General features: G+C 71.3%; 17 protein-coding genes. 10 read left to right on the top strand and 7 right to left on the bottom strand.

The genetic code is table 11. From position 1 onward, the window contains the following. Positions 1 to 7: 7 nt before the first annotated feature. Positions 8 to 493 carry a hypothetical protein gene (locus ABEB09_RS05415; protein WP_345687630.1) on the top strand — a complete coding sequence of 162 codons (486 nt, stop codon included), beginning with the start codon at positions 8 to 10 and terminating at the stop codon, positions 491 to 493. 215 nt (positions 494 to 708) lie between these two features. On the opposite strand, the gene ABEB09_RS05410 is transcribed toward ABEB09_RS05415, so the two are convergent. Beyond that, entirely contained in the window at positions 709 to 1,818 is a 1,110-nt protein-coding gene (locus ABEB09_RS05410) for a magnesium and cobalt transport protein CorA (protein ID WP_345687628.1), read from the bottom strand. 118 nt (positions 1,819 to 1,936) lie between these two features. Between ABEB09_RS05410 and ABEB09_RS05405 the strand changes: the two genes are divergently transcribed. Continuing rightward, positions 1,937 to 3,049 carry a winged helix DNA-binding domain-containing protein gene (locus ABEB09_RS05405; RefSeq protein ID WP_345687626.1) on the top strand — a complete coding sequence of 371 codons (1,113 nt, stop codon included), beginning with the start codon at positions 1,937 to 1,939 and terminating at the stop codon, positions 3,047 to 3,049. Positions 3,050 to 3,073: 24 nt separating this feature from the next. On the opposite strand, the gene ABEB09_RS05400 is transcribed toward ABEB09_RS05405, so the two are convergent. After that, entirely contained in the window at positions 3,074 to 3,913 is an 840-nt protein-coding gene (locus tag ABEB09_RS05400; RefSeq protein WP_345687624.1) for a helix-turn-helix transcriptional regulator, read from the bottom strand. 101 nt (positions 3,914 to 4,014) lie between these two features. Here ABEB09_RS05400 and ABEB09_RS05395 point away from each other — a divergent pair, with 101 nt between their 5' ends. Both ABEB09_RS05395 and ABEB09_RS05390 read left to right on the top strand, forming a co-directional pair. Then, on the top strand, positions 4,015 to 5,691 hold the full coding sequence (locus ABEB09_RS05395; protein WP_345687622.1) for an AMP-binding protein: 1,677 nt from the start codon (positions 4,015 to 4,017) through the stop codon (positions 5,689 to 5,691). Continuing rightward, positions 5,688 to 7,316: an AMP-binding protein gene (locus tag ABEB09_RS05390; protein WP_345687620.1), complete on the top strand. Its 1,629-nt coding sequence runs from the start codon at positions 5,688 to 5,690 to the stop codon at positions 7,314 to 7,316. Before ABEB09_RS05395 ends, ABEB09_RS05390 begins: the two co-directional genes overlap by 4 nt. Before the next feature lie 18 nt (positions 7,317 to 7,334). Here ABEB09_RS05390 and ABEB09_RS05385 read toward each other — a convergent pair whose 3' ends face one another. Together ABEB09_RS05385 and ABEB09_RS05380 are read right to left on the bottom strand one after the other, a co-directional pair. After that, positions 7,335 to 7,871: a GNAT family N-acetyltransferase gene (locus tag ABEB09_RS05385; protein WP_345687618.1), complete on the bottom strand. Its 537-nt coding sequence runs from the start codon at positions 7,869 to 7,871 to the stop codon at positions 7,335 to 7,337. A 5-nt stretch (positions 7,872 to 7,876) separates the two neighbouring features. Further along, positions 7,877 to 8,605 carry a hypothetical protein gene (locus ABEB09_RS05380; RefSeq protein ID WP_380842587.1) on the bottom strand — a complete coding sequence of 243 codons (729 nt, stop codon included), beginning with the start codon at positions 8,603 to 8,605 and terminating at the stop codon, positions 7,877 to 7,879. 276 nt (positions 8,606 to 8,881) lie between these two features. On the opposite strand from ABEB09_RS05380, the gene gcl reads away from it, so the two are divergent. Together gcl and ABEB09_RS05370 are read left to right on the top strand one after the other, a co-directional pair. Beyond that, a complete protein-coding gene (gene gcl, locus ABEB09_RS05375; protein WP_345687614.1) occupies positions 8,882 to 10,666 on the top strand; it encodes a glyoxylate carboligase in 1,785 nt (594 codons plus the stop codon). Between the two features lie 101 nt (positions 10,667 to 10,767). Further along, positions 10,768 to 10,941: a hypothetical protein gene (locus tag ABEB09_RS05370; protein WP_345687612.1), complete on the top strand. Its 174-nt coding sequence runs from the start codon at positions 10,768 to 10,770 to the stop codon at positions 10,939 to 10,941. A 558-nt stretch (positions 10,942 to 11,499) separates the two neighbouring features. Here the strand turns inward: ABEB09_RS05370 and ABEB09_RS05365 are convergent. The 3 genes from ABEB09_RS05365 to ABEB09_RS05355 all read right to left on the bottom strand — a co-directional run bounded on the left by ABEB09_RS05365 (position 11,500) and on the right by ABEB09_RS05355 (position 15,003). Then, positions 11,500 to 12,957 carry a catalase gene (locus ABEB09_RS05365; RefSeq protein ID WP_345687610.1) on the bottom strand — a complete coding sequence of 486 codons (1,458 nt, stop codon included), beginning with the start codon at positions 12,955 to 12,957 and terminating at the stop codon, positions 11,500 to 11,502. Positions 12,958 to 13,192: 235 nt separating this feature from the next. Next, complete coding sequence (locus ABEB09_RS05360; protein ID WP_345687608.1) at positions 13,193 to 14,110, bottom strand: 2-hydroxy-3-oxopropionate reductase; 918 nt, start codon at positions 14,108 to 14,110, stop codon at positions 13,193 to 13,195. Positions 14,111 to 14,145: 35 nt separating this feature from the next. Then, positions 14,146 to 15,003, bottom strand: coding sequence for a TIM barrel protein (locus tag ABEB09_RS05355; RefSeq protein WP_345687606.1), 858 nt, complete (start codon positions 15,001 to 15,003; stop codon positions 14,146 to 14,148). A gap of 128 nt (positions 15,004 to 15,131) precedes the next feature. Here ABEB09_RS05355 and ABEB09_RS05350 point away from each other — a divergent pair, with 128 nt between their 5' ends. The 4 genes from ABEB09_RS05350 to uraH all read left to right on the top strand — a co-directional run bounded on the left by ABEB09_RS05350 (position 15,132) and on the right by uraH (position 16,801). Further along, positions 15,132 to 15,386 carry a YkoF family thiamine-binding protein gene (locus ABEB09_RS05350; protein ID WP_345687604.1) on the top strand — a complete coding sequence of 85 codons (255 nt, stop codon included), beginning with the start codon at positions 15,132 to 15,134 and terminating at the stop codon, positions 15,384 to 15,386. Next, positions 15,383 to 15,760: a helix-turn-helix domain-containing protein gene (locus ABEB09_RS05345; protein WP_345687602.1), complete on the top strand. Its 378-nt coding sequence runs from the start codon at positions 15,383 to 15,385 to the stop codon at positions 15,758 to 15,760. The genes ABEB09_RS05350 and ABEB09_RS05345 overlap by 4 nt, the downstream gene beginning before the upstream one ends. A 142-nt stretch (positions 15,761 to 15,902) precedes the next feature. Next, on the top strand, positions 15,903 to 16,415 hold the full coding sequence (gene uraD / locus ABEB09_RS05340; RefSeq protein WP_345687600.1) for a 2-oxo-4-hydroxy-4-carboxy-5-ureidoimidazoline decarboxylase: 513 nt from the start codon (positions 15,903 to 15,905) through the stop codon (positions 16,413 to 16,415). Beyond that, positions 16,412 to 16,801 (top strand): hydroxyisourate hydrolase, encoded by a 390-nt coding sequence (gene uraH / locus ABEB09_RS05335; RefSeq protein ID WP_345687598.1) that lies wholly within the window; start codon positions 16,412 to 16,414, stop codon positions 16,799 to 16,801. Before uraD ends, uraH begins: the two co-directional genes overlap by 4 nt. Positions 16,802 to 16,809: the final 8 nt, after the last annotated feature.

Genomic DNA, 16,809 nt, shown 5'->3' with positions numbered 1-16,809 from the left:
GACGGCGATGATTCTGGAGCTGCTGCCGGAGGTGGGCGTGGCCACGCTCAGGCTGGGCATGTCGGCCGACGAGGCGGTCGGGGCCGCGCGCGAACTCGGCTTCACCCCGTCGGACCCGGACTACGGCGACACACCCGGCCAGGTGTTCTGCGAGCACGCGGCGTCCGAGACGGAGTTCACGCTCGGCTTCACCAAGGGGGCGCTGACCGACATCCACGTGTACCGGTTCCGCGTCGAGGACGCCGATGTCTCGGTCGTCCTCGACGGCCTCGACGTCTTCCGCACGCCCAGCGAGGAGCTGCTGGAGCGCCTCGAGGAACAGGGCCACACGGTCGAGCAGAACGACGACGGAGTGGACACCCTTCCCGACCTGAAGGTGATCCTGTCGAACGAGAGCAGCTTCGAGTACCCGATGGACGAGGAGGGGGACCCGATCTACTTCGACTACGCCCTCGTCACCTCGGTCGACTTCCGGGGCCCGCGCGGCGACTGACTCCGGCGGTCACCGCCCGCCCACCCGAGCGCGAGGGGGGCGGGCGGGGGACGGCGGTGCGGACGGACGCACACAGCGCGCGACCGTTGATCGTTCGCGTGTCAGGGCAGGTGCGACAGCAGTAGCCCGGTGAGACGTTCGGGCGTACGGAGCGGCAGCAGACCACGTCGGGCGCGCCGGCCGCACCCATCTCGCACGGCCAGGCTCGGTCGCCCCTAGAGCCAGTCCCGACGCTTGAAAATCACGTACAGACTGACGCAGACCATCCCCATCAAGCCGATCGCGAAGGGGTATCCGAAGCTCCAACTCAACTCGGGCATGGACTCGAAGTTCATGCCGTAGATCGTCCCCACCAGCGTGGGTGCGAAGAGGATGGCCGCCCACGACGAGATCTTCTTGATCTCCTCGTTCTGTTCGAAGCCCGCCTCCGCCAGTGCGCGCATCTCCGCGTTCTGTTGCTGGGTCACCAAGGTGGCGTTGACCGTCAGGATCTCGGTCAGGGCCTGGCGGAAGCCGTCCACGCGTTCGCTGGTGTGCGTGACGTGGTCGGCCACGTCGCGCAGGTAGCGCTGGAGTTCCTCGTCCGTGCCGTACTTGGCGAAGCCCGCCATCAGGCCGTGGAGCATGCCGACCAGGGGGCGGGTGGCGCGCTGGAACTCGACCATTTCGCGGGAGAGTTCGTAGATGCGGCGCGACACCGCCGGGTCGCCGCGGAAGACCTCCGTCTCGATCTCGTCGATGTCGTTCTGGACGCCCGCCACCACCGGGGCGTAGCCGTCGACGACCGCGTCGAGGATCGCGTACAGCACCGCCTCCGGGCCCAGGGCCAGCAGTTCCGGGGTCTCCTCCATGCGGCGGCGCACCGCCGACAGGTCGGGCGCCGCGCCGTGGCGGACCGTGATCACGAAGTCCGGGCCCACGAAGACGTGCAGCTCGCCGAAGTCGACCTCCTCCTGGGCGTCCAGGTAGCGGGCCGCGCGCAGCACCACGAACAGCGTGTCGCCGTACCGCTCCAGCTTCGGGCGCTGGTGGGCCTCCATCGCGTCCTCGACCGCCAGTTCGTGCAGGTCGAACTCCGCGGCCAGCGAGAGGAGCTCCTCCTCCGACGGGCGGTGCAGGCCGATCCACGCCATGCCGTCGGACTGGTCGCGCAGCTGCCGGAACGTCTCGGAGAGGGTCGCCGGGGCCGACACCTGGAAACCGCCCCGGTAGAGCGACGCCTGGACGACACTGCCCCGGTCCTGGGGGGAGGGAACGGTCTCAGGGTGGTCGGCGGCCGGTTCCTGGCGCCGGCGCCGGTTGTGCTTCCTCGAGGGCAGAGTCATCGCGTACTCACCTCCTGTCACCTCGAAGCAGGATATCTGTCCCGGTTTGCACGGGCATGGCGGGTGGAGGACATCATTGCGGACAGAAGGTGTCCGCAACGGTGGGTAGCGTGCCGGCATGGCCTCGACGAACCAGCCCGTGCTCTCCACCCGCGCCCTCAACCGCGCCACCCTGGCCCGCCAGCTCCTCCTGCGCCGGACCGCCCTGTCCGCCCTCGACGCCGTCCACCACCTCGTCGGCCTCCAGGCGCAGAACACCAAGCCGCCCTACTACGCACTCGCCGCCCGCGTCGAGGGCTTCCGGCCCGAGGAGCTGTCCGGGCTGATGGAGACCCGGGAAGTGGCCCGGATCGTGACCATGCGGTCCACCCTCCACACCCACACCGCCGCCGACGCGCTCGCCCTGCGCCCCCTCGTCCAGCCCGCCCGCGACCGCGAGATCGCCGGCTTCCGCAAAGGCCTCACCGGCGTCGACCCGGACCGGCTCGCCGCGCTCGCCCGCGAGCTGGTCGAGGAGCGGCCCCGCACCCCCAAGGAGATCCGTACGGCCCTGCTCGCGCACTGGCCGGACGCCGACCCCCTCGCCCTCGGCGTCGCCGCCCGCTGCCTCCTCCCCCTCGTCCAGGTCACTCCGCGCGGCCTCTGGGACCGCAGCGGCCAGGTCGCCCTCACCACCGCCGACGTCTGGTTCGGGCCCCGCGCCGCGCACGCCCGGCCCGCCACCGCCGAGGACACCGTGCTCCGCTACCTCGCCGCCTTCGGGCCCGCGTCCGTCAAGGACATGCAGACCTGGTCCGGCCTCACCCGGCTGCGGGAGCCCTTCGAGCGGTTGCGGTCCCGGCTCCTGACCTTCCGCGACCCGTACGGCACCGAACTCTTCGACCTGCCCGACGCGACGCGCCCCGACCCCGACACGCCGGCCCCGCCCCGCTTCCTCCCCGAGTTCGACAACCTCCTCCTGTCGCACGCCGACCGCTCCCGCGTCGTGCCGCCCGAGTACCGGGACCGCACCTGGACCGGCAACCAGTCCCACCGCACCTTCCTCGTCGACGGCTTCCTCGCCGGCGTCTGGACCCTGGAGGAGGACCGGGACTCGACCACCATGACCGTCCGGCCCTTCGCCCCGCTCAGCCGGGAACAGCGCACCGCCGTGGAGGAGGAAGCGGCGCGGACCCTCGGCACGCTGGCGCCCGCCGCCTCGTACGACGTACGCGTCGAGTCGGCACGGTGACACCCGCCCGGTGCCGGTCGCGCCTCACGGCAGTACGCCCGCCCTGCGTGCCGCCACCACCGCTTCCAGCCGGGTGTGTGCCCCCAGCTTGCGCATCGCCGACCGCAGGTAGCCCTTCACCGTCTCCGGCCGCAGCCCCAGGCGCTCCGCCGCACCCGCGTTCGTCACCCCCGCCGCGACCGCCGCCAGCACGTCCACCTCCCGCGGCGCCAACGCCACCCCCGGCGACCCGGCGCCCGCGGGAGCCCCCGACGCCGCGGCCAGCCGCCCGCACGCGGCCAGCAGCTCCGCCCGCAGCTCCGGGTCCGCGATCCTCGGCGCCAGCGCCCGCAGCTCGCCGTGCGCCTCGCGGACCGTCTCCCACACCGCCGCCTCCGGCGGCCCCGCCTCGCCGGCCGCGCCAAGCAGCCGCTGCGCCTCGTCCCGTACCGCCAGCGCCTGCTCCACGTCCCGCGCCGCCGCGACCGCCGCGTCGAAGACCCGGTCGCCGAGCGGCTCCGCCCGGCGCAGCGCCCCGTACAGCACGGCGCGCACCCGGCGGTGCACCACGACCGGCACCGCCAGCACCGCCCGCAGGCCCTCCGCCGCCACCGGCTCGTCGTACTCGTGGCTGATGTGCCGCGCCGTGCTGTAGTCGGTCACCGCGCACGGCCGCGACAGCGCCATCGACTTGCCGCCCAGGCCGCTGCCCGAACTGATCGCCAGCCCCCGCAGCGCGTCCGACAGCGTGCCCGACAGCTCCGCGATCCGCATCCGGCGCGGGTCCACGGGCAGCCCGCCGAAGGCGACCGGCAGCCCCGTCGCCCGGCGCAGCCGCAGCAGCGCCGTCCGTACCTCCGCCGCTTCACTCCGCCGCTCCGTCACCCGCACCGCTCCTGCCGCGCCAACACCCCCGTTCGGGGGTAGTGAGACCTGGGTCACTGATTACACGATGTCGCGCACAGGTCCCGCAACGAGGAGGGCACATGCCGGAGAGCGAAGCCACACGGGAGTTCCGGGCGGCCCGGGACTTCCTCCTGCGGCACCGCGAGGACTACGGGAAGGCCTACGAGGGTTTCGTCTGGCCGCGTCCTGAGCGTTTCAACTGGGCGCTGGACTGGTTCGACGTGATCGCGGCGGGCAACGACCGGACGGCGTTGCACATCGTGGAGGAGGACGGGGCGGAGACCCGTCTGTCCTTCGCGGAGATGTCCGCCCGCTCCTCCCGGGTCGCCAACTGGCTGCGTGCCCGGGGTGTACGGGCGGGGGACCGGGTGCTGGTCATGCTGGGCAACCAGGCGGAGTTGTGGGAGACGGCGCTGGCGGCGATGAAGCTGCGGGCGGTGGTCATCCCGGCGACGCCGCTGCTGGGCCCGGCGGACCTGCGCGACCGCGTCGAACGCGGCCGGGCCGGGCACGTGATCGTCCGGGGCGCGGATGCCGCCAAGTTCGACGAGGTGCCGGGGGAGTACACGCGTATCACGGTGGGCGGGAGCCGGGCGGGCTGGCTTTCCTACGAGGAGACGGAAGCCGCCCCGGCCGCCTTTACCCCGGACGGGCCGACCCCGGCCGCCGCCCCGTTGATGCTGTACTTCACCTCCGGCACGACGTCGCTGCCGAAGCTGGTGGAGCACACCCACGCCTCGTACCCCGTCGGGCATCTGGCGACGATGTACTGGATCGGGCTGCGTCCGGGTGATGTGCACCTGAACATCTCCTCGCCGGGATGGGCCAAGCATGCCTGGTCCAACCTCTTCGCCCCGTGGAACGCCGAGGCCACCGTCTTCATCCACAACTACACCCGCTTCGACCCCGCCCGCCTGATGGCGGAGATGGACCGCCACGGTGTGACGAGCTTTTGTGCACCGCCCACGGTGTGGCGCATGCTCATCCAGGCCGACCTCACCCAGTTGTCCAGCCCGCCGCGCGAGGTGGTGGCGGCCGGTGAACCCCTCAACCCCGAGGTCATCGAGACCGTCCGCAGGGCCTGGGGTGTGACCATCCGTGACGGTTTCGGGCAGACCGAGACGGCCGTGCAGGTCTCCAACAGCCCGGGCCAGCTCCTCAAGCCCGGCTCGATGGGCCGCCCGAGCCCCGGTTTCCGTATCGCGCTCCTCGATCCCGCGACCGGTGAGCCGGGCGCGGCGGAGGGGGAGATCGCCCTGGACCTGTCGGCCCGCCCGGTCGGGCTGATGACCGGTTACCACGGCGATGCGGCCCGCACGGCGGAGGTGATGGCGGGCGGTTTCTACCGTACCGGCGACATCGTCGCCCGGGACGCCGAGGGATATTTGACCTACATCGGCCGGGCGGACGATGTGTTCAAGGCGTCCGATTACAAGATCTCCCCGTTCGAGCTGGAAAGCGTCCTGCTGGAGCACGAGGCGGTCGCCGAGGCGGGTGTGGTGCCCGCCCCGGATCCCGTACGGCTGGCGGTGCCGAAGGCGTACGTGGTGCTGGCGGCCGGCTGGAAGCCCGACGCGGCGACGGCCAAGGCGCTGTTCGCGCACTCCCGCGAGGTCCTGGCCCCCTACAAGCGGGTGCGGCGGATCGAGTTCGCCGAGGAACTGCCCAAGACGATCTCCGGCAAGATCCGCCGCATCGAACTGCGCGAACGCACCGCGGCCGGATCCACCACCGAACACCACGAGGGGGACCTGTGACCACCACGACGACGCTCTCCTACGCCCACGGCACCGGAGGGACGCCGCTGCTCGGCGACACCATCGGTGCCAACCTGGCGCGGGCGGTGGCCCGTTTCCCCGACCGCGAGGCGCTGGTGGACGTGCCGTCAGGGCGGCGCTGGACGTACGCGGAGTTCGGCGCGGCCGTCGACGAGCTGGCGCGGGCGCTGCTGGCGTCGGGCGTGGAGCGGGGCGACCGGGTCGGGATCTGGGCCGTGAACTGCCCGGAGTGGGTGCTCGTGCAGTACGCCACCGCCCGGATCGGGGCGATCATGGTGAACATCAACCCCGCCTACCGGGCCCACGAGCTGGCGTACGTCCTCAACCAGGCCGGCGTCTCGCTCCTCGTCGCCTCGCCGGCGCACAAGACGAGCGACTACCGGGCGCTGGTGGAGCAGGTGCGGGGCGAGTGCCCGCGGCTGCGCGAGACCTTCTACATCGGCGACGCGAGCTGGGAGGAGCTCGTCGCCCGCGCCGCGCCGGCGGACCGGACCGCCGAACTGACAGCCCGGGAGCAGTCGTTGTCCTGCGACGACCCGGTCAACATCCAGTACACCTCCGGCACGACCGGCTTCCCCAAGGGCGCCACCCTCTCCCACCACAACATCCTCAACAACGGCTATTTCGTGGGGGAGATGATCGCCTACACCGAGCAGGACCGGATCTGTCTGCCGGTGCCCTTCTACCACTGCTTCGGCATGGTCATGGGGAACCTCGCCGCCACCTCGCACGGCGCGTGCATCGTCATCCCGGCGCCCTCCTTCGACCCGGCGGCCACGCTCCAGGCCGTCCAGCAGGAGCGCTGCACGTCCCTCTACGGGGTGCCCACGATGTTCATCGCCGAGCTGAACCTGCCCGGCTTCGCCACGTACGACCTGTCCTCCCTCCGTACCGGGATCATGGCCGGATCCCCTTGCCCCGTGGAGGTCATGAAGCGCGTCGTGGCCGAGATGAACATGGCGGAGGTGTCCATCTGCTACGGCATGACCGAGACGTCGCCGGTCTCCACGCAGACGCGCCGCGACGACGACCTGGAGCGCCGTACGGGCACGGTCGGCCGGGTCATGCCGCACGTCGAGATCAAGGTGGTCGACCCGGTCAGCGGCGTCACGCTGCCGCGCGGCGAGGCGGGCGAGCTGTGCACCCGCGGCTACAGCGTGATGCTCGGCTACTGGAACGAGCCGGAGAAGACCGCCGAGGCCGTCGACGCGGGCCGCTGGATGCACACCGGTGACCTGGCGGTGATGCGCGAGGACGGGTACGCGCAGATCGTCGGCCGGATCAAGGACATGATCATCAGGGGCGGCGAGAACGTCTACCCGAGGGAGATCGAGGAGTTCCTGTACGGCCATCCGAAGATCGCCGATGTGCAGGTGGTCGGCGTGCCGGACGAGAAGTACGGCGAGGAGATCCTGGCGTGCGTGATCCCGCGCGACGCGGCGGACCCGCCGACGTACGAGGAGATCACCGCCCACTGCCGGGACCGGCTCGCCCACTACAAGATCCCGCGCAGGCTGGAGATCCTGGACGCCTTCCCGATGACGGTGAGCGGCAAGGTGCGGAAGGTCGAGCTGCGGGAGCGGTACGGAACGGCTCGAGGCTGAGCCCGGAGCTCCGGGCCGTCACCCGGCCCGGAGGTCCAGCTCTCGCCGCATGCACAGGCGCGGCCAGCGGTCCAGGCCGTGGGACGCCTCCGCGTGCCGGATGGCGCGCAGCCCCTCGGTGAGTTCCGCCTCCCTCAGGGGGCGGAAGCCGAGGCGTGCGTAGTACGGGGCGTTCCACGGCACGTCCCGGAACGTCGTCAGGGTCAGGGCCGGTACGCCGCGGGCCGCGGCCCGGTCCGCCAGGTGCCCGATCAGGGCGCGGCCGAGGCCGCGGCGGGCGGCGTCCGGGTGGACGGAGACCTGCTCGACATGGGCCGCGCCGTCGACGTCGTCCCAGATCAGGTACGCCATGGGCGGCCCGCCCCGGGTCCTTGCGCCGTCCCCGTCGGTGACCCAGGCGCGGCCGGCGCGCAGATAGCCCTCCAGGACCTCGCGGTCCGGCGGGTCGTCGTCGGCGACGGCGTCCATGCCGAGCGCCCGGAAGGGCTCACCGGCGGCGCGCTCGATGTCCTGGAGGCGCGGCACGTCCTCCGGACGGGCGGGGCGGATGCGCACGTGCCTCACGCCCCGCCCGCCAGCAGCTCGTCCGCCGCGCCGTTGACCGGCTGCGGCGTGCCCGTGAGGTCCATGACGAACAGCGGCAGGCCGACGCCGTCGGCCCGGTCCCGCGCCTTCTGCTCGTACCCGGCGAGGGAGAAGTAGACGCCGGCCGCCGACGCGGCGAGTCCCTCCAGCCACAGGCACTCCACCGCCCGCAGGGTCACCGGCCGCGTGGTGGGGTCGACCTCGGCGTACAGCCCGGGGCCGCGCAGCTCGATGCCGGGGCGGGTCTGCGCGTGCTCCTCGGGCTGGACGACATCGGGGAACCCGAGCCAGCGCAGGTAGAGCGCGGCCGCCGTCACCACGTCGCGCACCGTGCGGATGGGGACCGGGTGGAACGCGGGCCGCGGCACCGCGGCGGCTGCCGGCGCCGGCGGGATCTGGGCGGGTGCGTACACCGTCGACAGGCCGGTCGTCGACGCCGTCGTACCACCGCCGGGCGGCGGCACGGGCGAGCCGGCCCGGGACGGACCGGGTGCCGGATCCGCCGGGACGGGCCGTACGGGGAGCCGTAGCACCGTCCCGCAGGGGCAGCCCAGCTCGGGCTGCGGCCACTGCCCGAGGCGCCCGCAGGCCCCGCACAGCACGGTGACCCACTCGTCGTTCCAGGTCCGGCGGGTGACCGGCTCCGGGGGAGCGCCCCCGACGAGCGGCGGAGCGACCGGCGCCCCGCAGGCGCACGGAAGCACGGGCGGCGCGTACGCATGCGCCCGCCGGCACCCGGGACAGCGCACCGGCACGTTCTCTCCCACGATCAGCAGCCCCCTTCGTTCCGTGACCCATGGTCCACCAAGCGCAGCGGGTTGGGGAGGGAGTTCGGCCATCCCTTGACGGCTTCACGGACCCACCCCTACATTGCTTCCGTATAACAGAAAGAAGCTTCCGCAATGCGGAAACAAGTACGGATCGATGCTCTCAGGTGGCGCGACAGAGCCCGGATCCGCCAGGCCGAAGCAGGAGCACCCATGCCTCGAATGACCGCCGCCCGAGCGGCAGTTGAGATCCTCAAGCGCGAAGGCGTCACCAACGCGTTCGGTGTGCCGGGCGCGGCGATCAACCCCTTCTACAAGGCCCTCAAAGAGGGCGGCGGCATCGACCACACCCTCGCCCGCCATGTCGAGGGCGCCTCGCACATGGCCGAGGGTTACACCCGCACGAACCCCGGCAACATCGGTGTCTGCATCGGTACGTCGGGCCCGGCCGGCACCGACATGATCACCGGCCTGTACTCGGCCATCGGTGACTCGATTCCGATCCTCTGCATCACCGGCCAGGCGCCGACCCACGTGATCCACAAGGAGGACTTCCAGGCCGTCGACATCGCGTCGATCGCCGCGCCGGTCACCAAGGCCGCCACGACGGTCCTGGAGGCCGCGCAGGTCCCCGGCGTCTTCCAGCAGGCCTTCCACCTGATGCGCTCGGGACGCCCCGGCCCGGTCCTCATCGACCTGCCGATCGACGTCCAGCTGACCGAGATCGACTTCGACCCGGAGACGTACGAGCCGCTGCCCGTCTACAAGCCGGCCGCGACCCGTGCCCAGATCGAGAAGGCGATCTCCTTCCTCCTCGACTCCGAGCGCCCGCTGATCGTCGCCGGCGGCGGTGTCATCGGCGCCGACGCCTCCGACCTGCTGGTCGAGTTCGCCGAGATCACCGGCACCCCGGTCATCCCCACCCTGATGGGCTGGGGCACCATCCCGGACGACCACGAGCTGAACGCCGGCATGGTCGGCGTCCAGACCTCGCACCGCTACGGCAACGCGACGTTCCTGGAGTCCGACTTCGTCCTCGGCATCGGCAACCGGTGGGCCAACCGCCACACCGGCTACAAGCTGGACGTCTACACCAAGGGCCGGAAGTTCGTCCACGTCGACATCGAGCCCACGCAGATCGGCAAGATCTTCGCCCCCGACTACGGCATCACCTCGGACGCCAAGGCGGCCCTGGAGCTGTTCGTCGAGGTGGCGCGCGAGCTGAAGGCCGAGGGCCGGCTGCCCGACCGCTCCGCGTGGATCGCCTCCGCGCAGGAGCGCAAGGCGACCCTCCAGCGCCGTACGCACTTCGACAACGTGCCGATGAAGCCGCAGCGCGTGTACGAGGAGATGAACAAGGCGTTCGGCCCGGAGACGCGCTACGTCACCACCATCGGCCTCTCCCAGATCGCCGGCGCGCAGATGCTGCACGTCTACAAGCCGCGCCACTGGATCAACTGCGGCCAGGCCGGCCCGCTCGGCTGGACCATCCCGGCCGCGCTGGGCGTCGCCAAGGCCGACCCGGAGGCCCAGGTCGTCGCGCTGTCCGGCGACTACGACTTCCAGTTCATGATCGAGGAGCTGGCGGTCGGCGCGCAGCACCGCATCCCGTACGTCCACGTCCTCGTGAACAACTCCTACCTGGGCCTGATCCGCCAGGCGCAGGCCGGCCTGGACATCAACTTCCAGGTCAACCTGGAGTTCGAGAACATCAACTCGCCCGAGATCGGCGTCTACGGCGTCGACCACGTCAAGGTCGCCGAGGGCCTGGGCTGCAAGGCCATCCGGGTCACCGAGCCCGACCAGCTGCTGCCCGCCTTCGAGGAGGCCAAGAAGCTGGCCGCCGAGCACCGGGTGCCGGTCCTCGTCGAGGCGATCCTGGAGCGGATCACCAATATCTCGATGAGCCGGACCATGGACATCAGCGACATCACGGAGTGGGAGGAGCTCGCCACCGAGCCCGGCCACGCCCCGACGGCCATCCGCCCGCTCGCCTGACCCACGCCGCAGGGGAGCAGGAACGGCCCCCGTCCCGGACACTCCGGGACGGGGGCCGTTTCCGTGTGCAGGTCTCCCCGATGCCGGGGTAGGCGTACAGCATGAGCCAGGGTGTGGACGCGGACGAACTGCTGCGCCGGCTGAGGGCCGCCCGCGACTGGGCCAGCGCGGAGGAGGAACGCGCCGCCGACGAGACGGCGGCGACGGCGTTCCGCGTGGTCCGCATGGTCCTGGACCGCCTGATAGACCCGGCCCACCACCCGGTGGCCCACTGAGGGCGGCGCGGCCCAGGTCGTGTCCGGCGGGTCTTGCCCCTACCCCGCCCCTTCCCGAATCGGGGGCTCCGCCCCCGAACCCCCGCTCCTCGAACGCCGGAGGGGCTGAAATCAGCCCCTCCGGCGTTCGAGGACGAGCGCCGTCCAGGCGCGATAGGGCGTCTGGGGGGCGCAGCCCCCGTCCGACGGGCACGCAGAAGAGCGCGGAGTCGGGACCGTAAACCGACTCCGCGCTCTGGCTCTGTGCGGGTGTGTGCGGGGTGGAGCTGGAAACCGTCCGACGGTGCGAGGCTGGCGCGACAGGACGTTCGCGCCGCCGGACGGGGCGTGTGGGGAGGTTCGGGACCGCGGCGGCGGGCGGCGGAGCGTCCGGTCCGCCTTCCTTCAGGTCAAGAAGGGGGCCGGGGCGTCCTCACCACCGCACTGGTGCGCACGCCGCCGCGGTCCTCAGCTGTCCGTACCACCGGCCACCCCTCATCCGGGCCTGCGGTGCGGACCGCGTACGGCGGCCGACCTCCCGTCAGTCGCCGTACGCCGTCATCACATCGAGCGGACCGCTCAGTCCTCGCGCAGGGCGCGGACCGCCTCCTCCACGCGCTTGCCGTAGTCGGCGTCGGCGGCGTGGAAGTGGGCGAGGTTCTTCTCGATGACGTCCTCGCGGGAGACCTGGGACAGGCTGCCCGCGATGTTCGCGACGAGCCGGCCCTTCTCCTCCTCCGACATCAGCCGGTACAGCTCGCCGGCCTGGAAGAAGTCGTCGTCCTTGACGTGCGTCGGGGCGGCGTGGGTGCCGGTCCAGCCCGAGACCGCGAGGGCGGCGGACAGGGCCTGGTCCGTCTGCGACGGGCCGGCGTACGAGTTGGGCTCGTAGTTCTTGTCGTGGCGCGAGCCGTTGCGGGTGGCCATGAAGCCGTCGCGGCCGTAGTTGTCCGCCACGGTCGCCTTGGGCGCGTTCACCGGCAGCTGCGTGTGGTTGACGCCGAGGCGGTAGCGGTGGGCGTCCGCGTAGGCGAAGAGGCGGCCCTGGAGCATCTTGTCCGGGGACGGGCCGATGCCGGGCACGAAGTTGTTCGGGGAGAACGCGGCCTGCTCGACCTCGGCGAAGACGTTGTCCGGGTTGCGGTCGAGGACCATCCGGCCGACCCGCTGCAGCGGGTAGTCGGCGTGCGGCCACACCTTGGTGAGGTCGAACGGGTTGAAGCGGTAGTCCGCCGCCTCGGCCGCCGGCATGATCTGCACGTACAGCGTCCAGGACGGGTTCACGCCCCGCTCGATCGCCTGGAGCAGGTCCGTCTGGTGCGAGGTGGCGTCGGAGCCGACGACCTCGGCGGCCTGCTCGGAGGACAGGCAGCGGATGCCCTGGTTCGTCTTGAAGTGGTACTTGACGAAGAAGGCCTCGCCCTTGGCGTTCGTCCACTGGTACGTGTGCGAGCCGTAGCCGTTCATGTGGCGGTACGACGCCGGGATGCCGCGGTCGCCGAACAGCCAGGTGATCTGGTGCGTGGCCTCCGGGGCGTGCGCCCAGAAGTCCCAGACGTTGTCCGGCTCCTGCTTGCCCGTGAACGGGTCGCGCTTCTGCGAGTGGATGAAGTCGGGGAACTTGATCGGGTCCTTGATGAAGAACACCGGGGTGTTGTTGCCGACGAGGTCGTAGTTGCCCTCCTCGGTGTAGAACTTCACCGCGAAGCCGCGCGGGTCACGGACCGCGTCCGCGCCGCCGAGCGAGTCGGCCACCGTGGAGAAGCGGATGAACAGCTCGGTCCGCTTGCCGACCTCGGCGAGGAAGTCGGCCTTGGTGTAGGCCGTGACGTCGTCCGTCACCTCGAAGTAGCCGTACGCGCCGGAACCGCGCGCGTGGACCACGCGCTCCGGGATGCGCTCGCGGTTGAACCGGGCCAGCTTCTCGATCAGGTGCTGGTCCTGGATCAGGAGCGGGCCACCGACGCCGGCGGTGGCGGAGTTCTGGTTGTCGGCGACCGGGGCGCCGGACTCGGTCGTAAGCACGCGCTGTGCCATGTTGTCGGGTCGACCTTCCGTGCGGGAGCTGCTGGCGGTGCTCAGGAGCGTAAGTACGCCCCGAAGGAGACGTCAACAGTTTGTTGAAAGAGGAGAGGGTGTTCCGGACGGCGCCGGCGCCTGGGCGCGACAGGACAGGTGTCAGCGCCGACGCCGCCGGAAGTCTGGCCCGGCCCGGGACCGTGTCAGGAGCGGAGCACCGGGCCGGGAGTCAGGGGGCTGCTGCCGGCCGGTGTCAGAGCTGGGCGCCCGACAGGCGCTCCACCGCACGCAGCAGGGCCGAGTGGTCCAGGCCGCCGTCGCCCTGGGCGCGCAGCGAGGCGACCAGCTGGGCGACCACGGCGCCGACCGGCAGGGCGGCGCCGACGTTGCGGGCGGCGTCGGTCACGATGCCCATGTCCTTGTGGTGCAGGTCGATCCGGAAGCCCGGGGCGAAGTCGCGGTTGAGGAAGTTGTCCTTCTTGCGCGTCAGGACCGTGGAGCCGGCCAGTCCGCCGTTGAGGACGTCCAGGGCCGCCTTGAGGTCCACGCCGGACTTCTCCAGGAAGACCACGGCCTCGGCGCACGCCTGGATGTTGACCGCCACGATCAGCTGGTTGGCGGCCTTCACCGTCTGGCCGGAGCCGTGCGGGCCGCACAGGACGATGGTCTTGCCCAGCGCCTGGAGGATCGGCAGCGCGGCGTCGAAGTCGGCCTGCTCGCCGCCCACCATGATGGACAGCACGGCCTCGATGGCACCGGCCTCACCACCGGACACCGGGGCGTCGAGCACCCGGATGCCCTTCTCCCGGGCGTTCTTCGCCAGGTCGATCGAGGTCTGCGGCGTGATCGACGACATGTCGATCAGCAGCGCGCCCTCCTTGACGTTCTCCAGGATGCCGTCGGGGCCGTAGGCGATGGCCTCGACCTGCGGCGACGCGGGCACCATCGTGATGACGACGTCCGCGTCGCGGACCGCCTCGGCGATCGACCCGGCGGCGGTGCCGCCGGCCTTGGCGAGCCGGTCCAGCTTCTCCTGCTCCAGCGTGAAGCCGGTGACCGAGTAGCCGGCCTTGAGCAGGTTCTCGGACATGGGGGAGCCCATGATGCCGAGACCGATCCAGGCAATCGTCGGGAGGGTCGGCTGGGAGGAAGCGGCGGGGGCGGTGCTCATGAGGGTTACCTCTTTCAAAAAGCTCTTGCGTGAGGTCAGTTGGCGGCGCGCAGTTCCCGCGGCAGCCAGTCGAAGCTGTCGGCGCTCGGGCGGTCGCCGGCCTTGTACTCCAGGCCGACCCAGCCCTCGTAACCGCGGTCGCGCAGGCGGGTGAGCAGACCGGAGAGGTCGAGGTCGCCGGTGCCCGGCGCGCCACGGCCCGGGTTGTCGGCGATCTGGACGTGGCCGGTCTTCGCGGCGTACGCGTCGATCACGGCCTCCAGGTCCTCGCCGTTCATCGACAGGTGGTAGAGGTCGAGGAGGAACTTGGCGTTGCCGAGTCCCGTGGCCTCGTTCACCTTGTCGACGACCTCGACCGCGGCCGGGGCGCTCACCAGTGGGTAGAGCGGCGACTCGGGCTTGTTGAGGGCCTCGACCAGCAGGATCGCACCGATCCGGTCGGCGGCGCGGGCCGCCAGGACCAGGTTCTCCAGGGCGAGTTCGTCCTGCGCGGCCGGGTCCACGCCGTCGACGCGGTTGCCGTAGAGCGCGTTGAGCGCCTTGCAGCCGACCGAGGCGGCGAAGTCGGCGGCCACGTCGATGTTGGCGCGGAAGCGGTCCGACTCCTCACCCGGTACGGAGAGGGCGCCACGATCCGGGCCGGGGAGCTGCCCGGCGTAGAAGTTCAGCCCCACCAGCTGGGTGCCGGCGTCGTCCAGCGCCTTCTTCAGGGCGTCGAGCTCGCTCTGCTCGGGCGTGGGCGTCTCGATCCAGGGCCACCACAGCTCGACCGCGGTGAAGCCCGCCGCGGCGGCGGCCGCGGGGCGCTCCAGCAGCGGGAGCTCGGTGAAGAGGATCGACAGGTTCACATCGAAGCGCTGGGCCTTGCCTGCGTCTTCTGAAAAGCGGGCCATGAGGGGCGGCGCTCCTTCCGTATCGCGGAAGTTCATTTCTGCGTAACGGAAGACTGCGACGTGGGTGCCGGACTTGTCAAGGCCCACCCGCCAAGTGGACCCCCGGACGGCGGCGCTACCGTGAGGGCATGGAGCGATTGAGGGTCGAGTTCACGACCGAACCGTTCGACCTCGACGAGGCCCCGACCCATGCCGTCGTGGCCCGCGAGGTGATCCAGGGCGCCGAGCTGGACGCCGTCGACGTCGGCCCCTTCGGCAACACCGCCGAGGGCCGTGCCGACGCCGTCCTCGCCGCGGTCGAGGCCCTGCTGCGCCGCAGCCTGGAGGCCGGGGCCACCCGCGTGTCGCTCCAGGTCAATGTGATCGGGGAGGACGAGGCATGACCACAGCAGGCGAGCACCCGCTGATCACCGCGGTGAAACCGCTGGTCGACGCGATGGGCGGGCGGATGCTCGTACCCGAGCAGGCCGAACCCGACGACGTGGTGCTCGCCTGGGAGGGCGAGGACGTCCTCGCGGTCCGCCTGCCGCAGCTCGCCGACTCCCTGGACCACATCCTGGCGGCCCTGGAACGGCGGCACGGCATGCCGCTCGCCGAGCTGGACCGCAAGTCCAAGCAGGAGATCGTCCGCGCCCTGGAGGCCCGCGGCGCCTTCTCCGTACGGCATGGGGTCGAGACTGTGGCCGGCGCCCTCGGTGTCAGCCGCTTCACCGTGTACAACTACCTGAACAGGGAAAACGCCGCGAAGGGGAAGTGACGACAGGCCGTCGCCCGGATGTCCGGGCGGCGGCTTTTGTGTCACCGACTTTTCAACAAAGTGTTGACGTCACGTCTTCGCAGGGCGTTAGCTATCCGCAGCCCGTCCGACGCACAGCGAAAAACAGCCACGGAGGCTCCCCGTGACTTCGACCTCGACACCGGGCCTCGCCCGGTTCAACACCTCCGCGGACAGCGACGCGCTCGCCGCCCTGCACGAGGTCTGCGCCAGTTCGGCGTGGGGGAGCAAACTGCTCGCCCAGCGCCCCTACGCCTCCGCCGAGGAACTCTTCCGCGCCAGCGACGCCGCCATGGCCGAGCTGACCGCCGAGGACCTGGCCGAGGCGATGGCGGGGCACCCGCCGATCGGCCGCCCGAAGCCCGGGGACCCCACGTCCGCCCGCGAACAGAGCGGGATGGCCGGCGCCTCCGAGGCGCTCAAGGCCGAGATGCTCGAACTGAACCTGGCGTACCAGGAGAAGTTCGGCCATGTCTTCCTGATCTGCGCCACCGGCCGTACCGGCGAGCAGATGCGCGACGCGGTCCGGGAACGGATCGGCCACACGCCCGAGGAGGAGCGGGAGATCGTCCGCGCCGAACTGGGCAAGATCAACCGCATCCGGCTGACCCGTCTCGTGGAGGAAGACCGCGCATGAGCACGCACACCACCGCCTCGGTGTCCACGCACATCCTGGACACCAGCATCGGACGCCCCGCCGAGGGCGTCGCCATCTCCCTCGCGGCCCGCAGCGGCCGGGACGCGGAGTGGGTGGCCCTCGGCGGCTCCGCGACCGACGCGGACGGGCGGTGCAAGGACCTCCCGGCCCTGCCGGAAGGGACGACCCACGTACGCCTCGACTTCGAGACCGAGGCGTACTTCGTCAAGAAGCAAGCCGAGGCACAGCAGGACGCCCCCGCGACACGGGACAGCGGCGTGTTCTTCCCCGAGGTGGCGATCACCTTCGCCGTCGTACCGGGCGAGCACTACCACGTACCGCTGCTGCTCAACCCGTTCGGCTACTCCGTTTACCGAGGGAGCTAGCAGACACC

The sequence above is a fragment of the Streptomyces coeruleoprunus genome, from assembly GCF_039542925.1.
Lineage (GTDB): Bacteria > Actinomycetota > Actinomycetes > Streptomycetales > Streptomycetaceae > Streptomyces > Streptomyces coeruleoprunus.
Note: the sequence above shows the minus strand (reverse complement) of the source record. Positions and strands in the feature narration are given on the sequence as shown.

Excerpts from the sequence above, each read along its gene's own strand:
- ABEB09_RS05415 (WP_345687630.1), top strand. The coding sequence starts at position 8 with ATGATTCTGGAGCTGCTGCCGGAGGTGGGCGTGGCCACGCTCAGGCTG.
- ABEB09_RS05410 (WP_345687628.1), bottom strand. The coding sequence starts at position 1,818 with ATGACTCTGCCCTCGAGGAAGCACAACCGGCGCCGGCGCCAGGAACCG.
- ABEB09_RS05405 (WP_345687626.1), top strand. The coding sequence starts at position 1,937 with ATGGCCTCGACGAACCAGCCCGTGCTCTCCACCCGCGCCCTCAACCGC.
- ABEB09_RS05395 (WP_345687622.1), top strand. The coding sequence starts at position 4,015 with ATGCCGGAGAGCGAAGCCACACGGGAGTTCCGGGCGGCCCGGGACTTC.
- gcl (WP_345687614.1), top strand. The coding sequence starts at position 8,882 with ATGCCTCGAATGACCGCCGCCCGAGCGGCAGTTGAGATCCTCAAGCGC.
- ABEB09_RS05370 (WP_345687612.1), top strand. The coding sequence starts at position 10,768 with ATGAGCCAGGGTGTGGACGCGGACGAACTGCTGCGCCGGCTGAGGGCC.
- ABEB09_RS05365 (WP_345687610.1), bottom strand. The coding sequence starts at position 12,957 with ATGGCACAGCGCGTGCTTACGACCGAGTCCGGCGCCCCGGTCGCCGAC.
- ABEB09_RS05360 (WP_345687608.1), bottom strand. The coding sequence starts at position 14,110 with ATGAGCACCGCCCCCGCCGCTTCCTCCCAGCCGACCCTCCCGACGATT.
- ABEB09_RS05355 (WP_345687606.1), bottom strand. The coding sequence starts at position 15,003 with ATGGCCCGCTTTTCAGAAGACGCAGGCAAGGCCCAGCGCTTCGATGTG.
- ABEB09_RS05350 (WP_345687604.1), top strand. The coding sequence starts at position 15,132 with ATGGAGCGATTGAGGGTCGAGTTCACGACCGAACCGTTCGACCTCGAC.
- ABEB09_RS05345 (WP_345687602.1), top strand. The coding sequence starts at position 15,383 with ATGACCACAGCAGGCGAGCACCCGCTGATCACCGCGGTGAAACCGCTG.
- uraH (WP_345687598.1), top strand. The coding sequence starts at position 16,412 with ATGAGCACGCACACCACCGCCTCGGTGTCCACGCACATCCTGGACACC.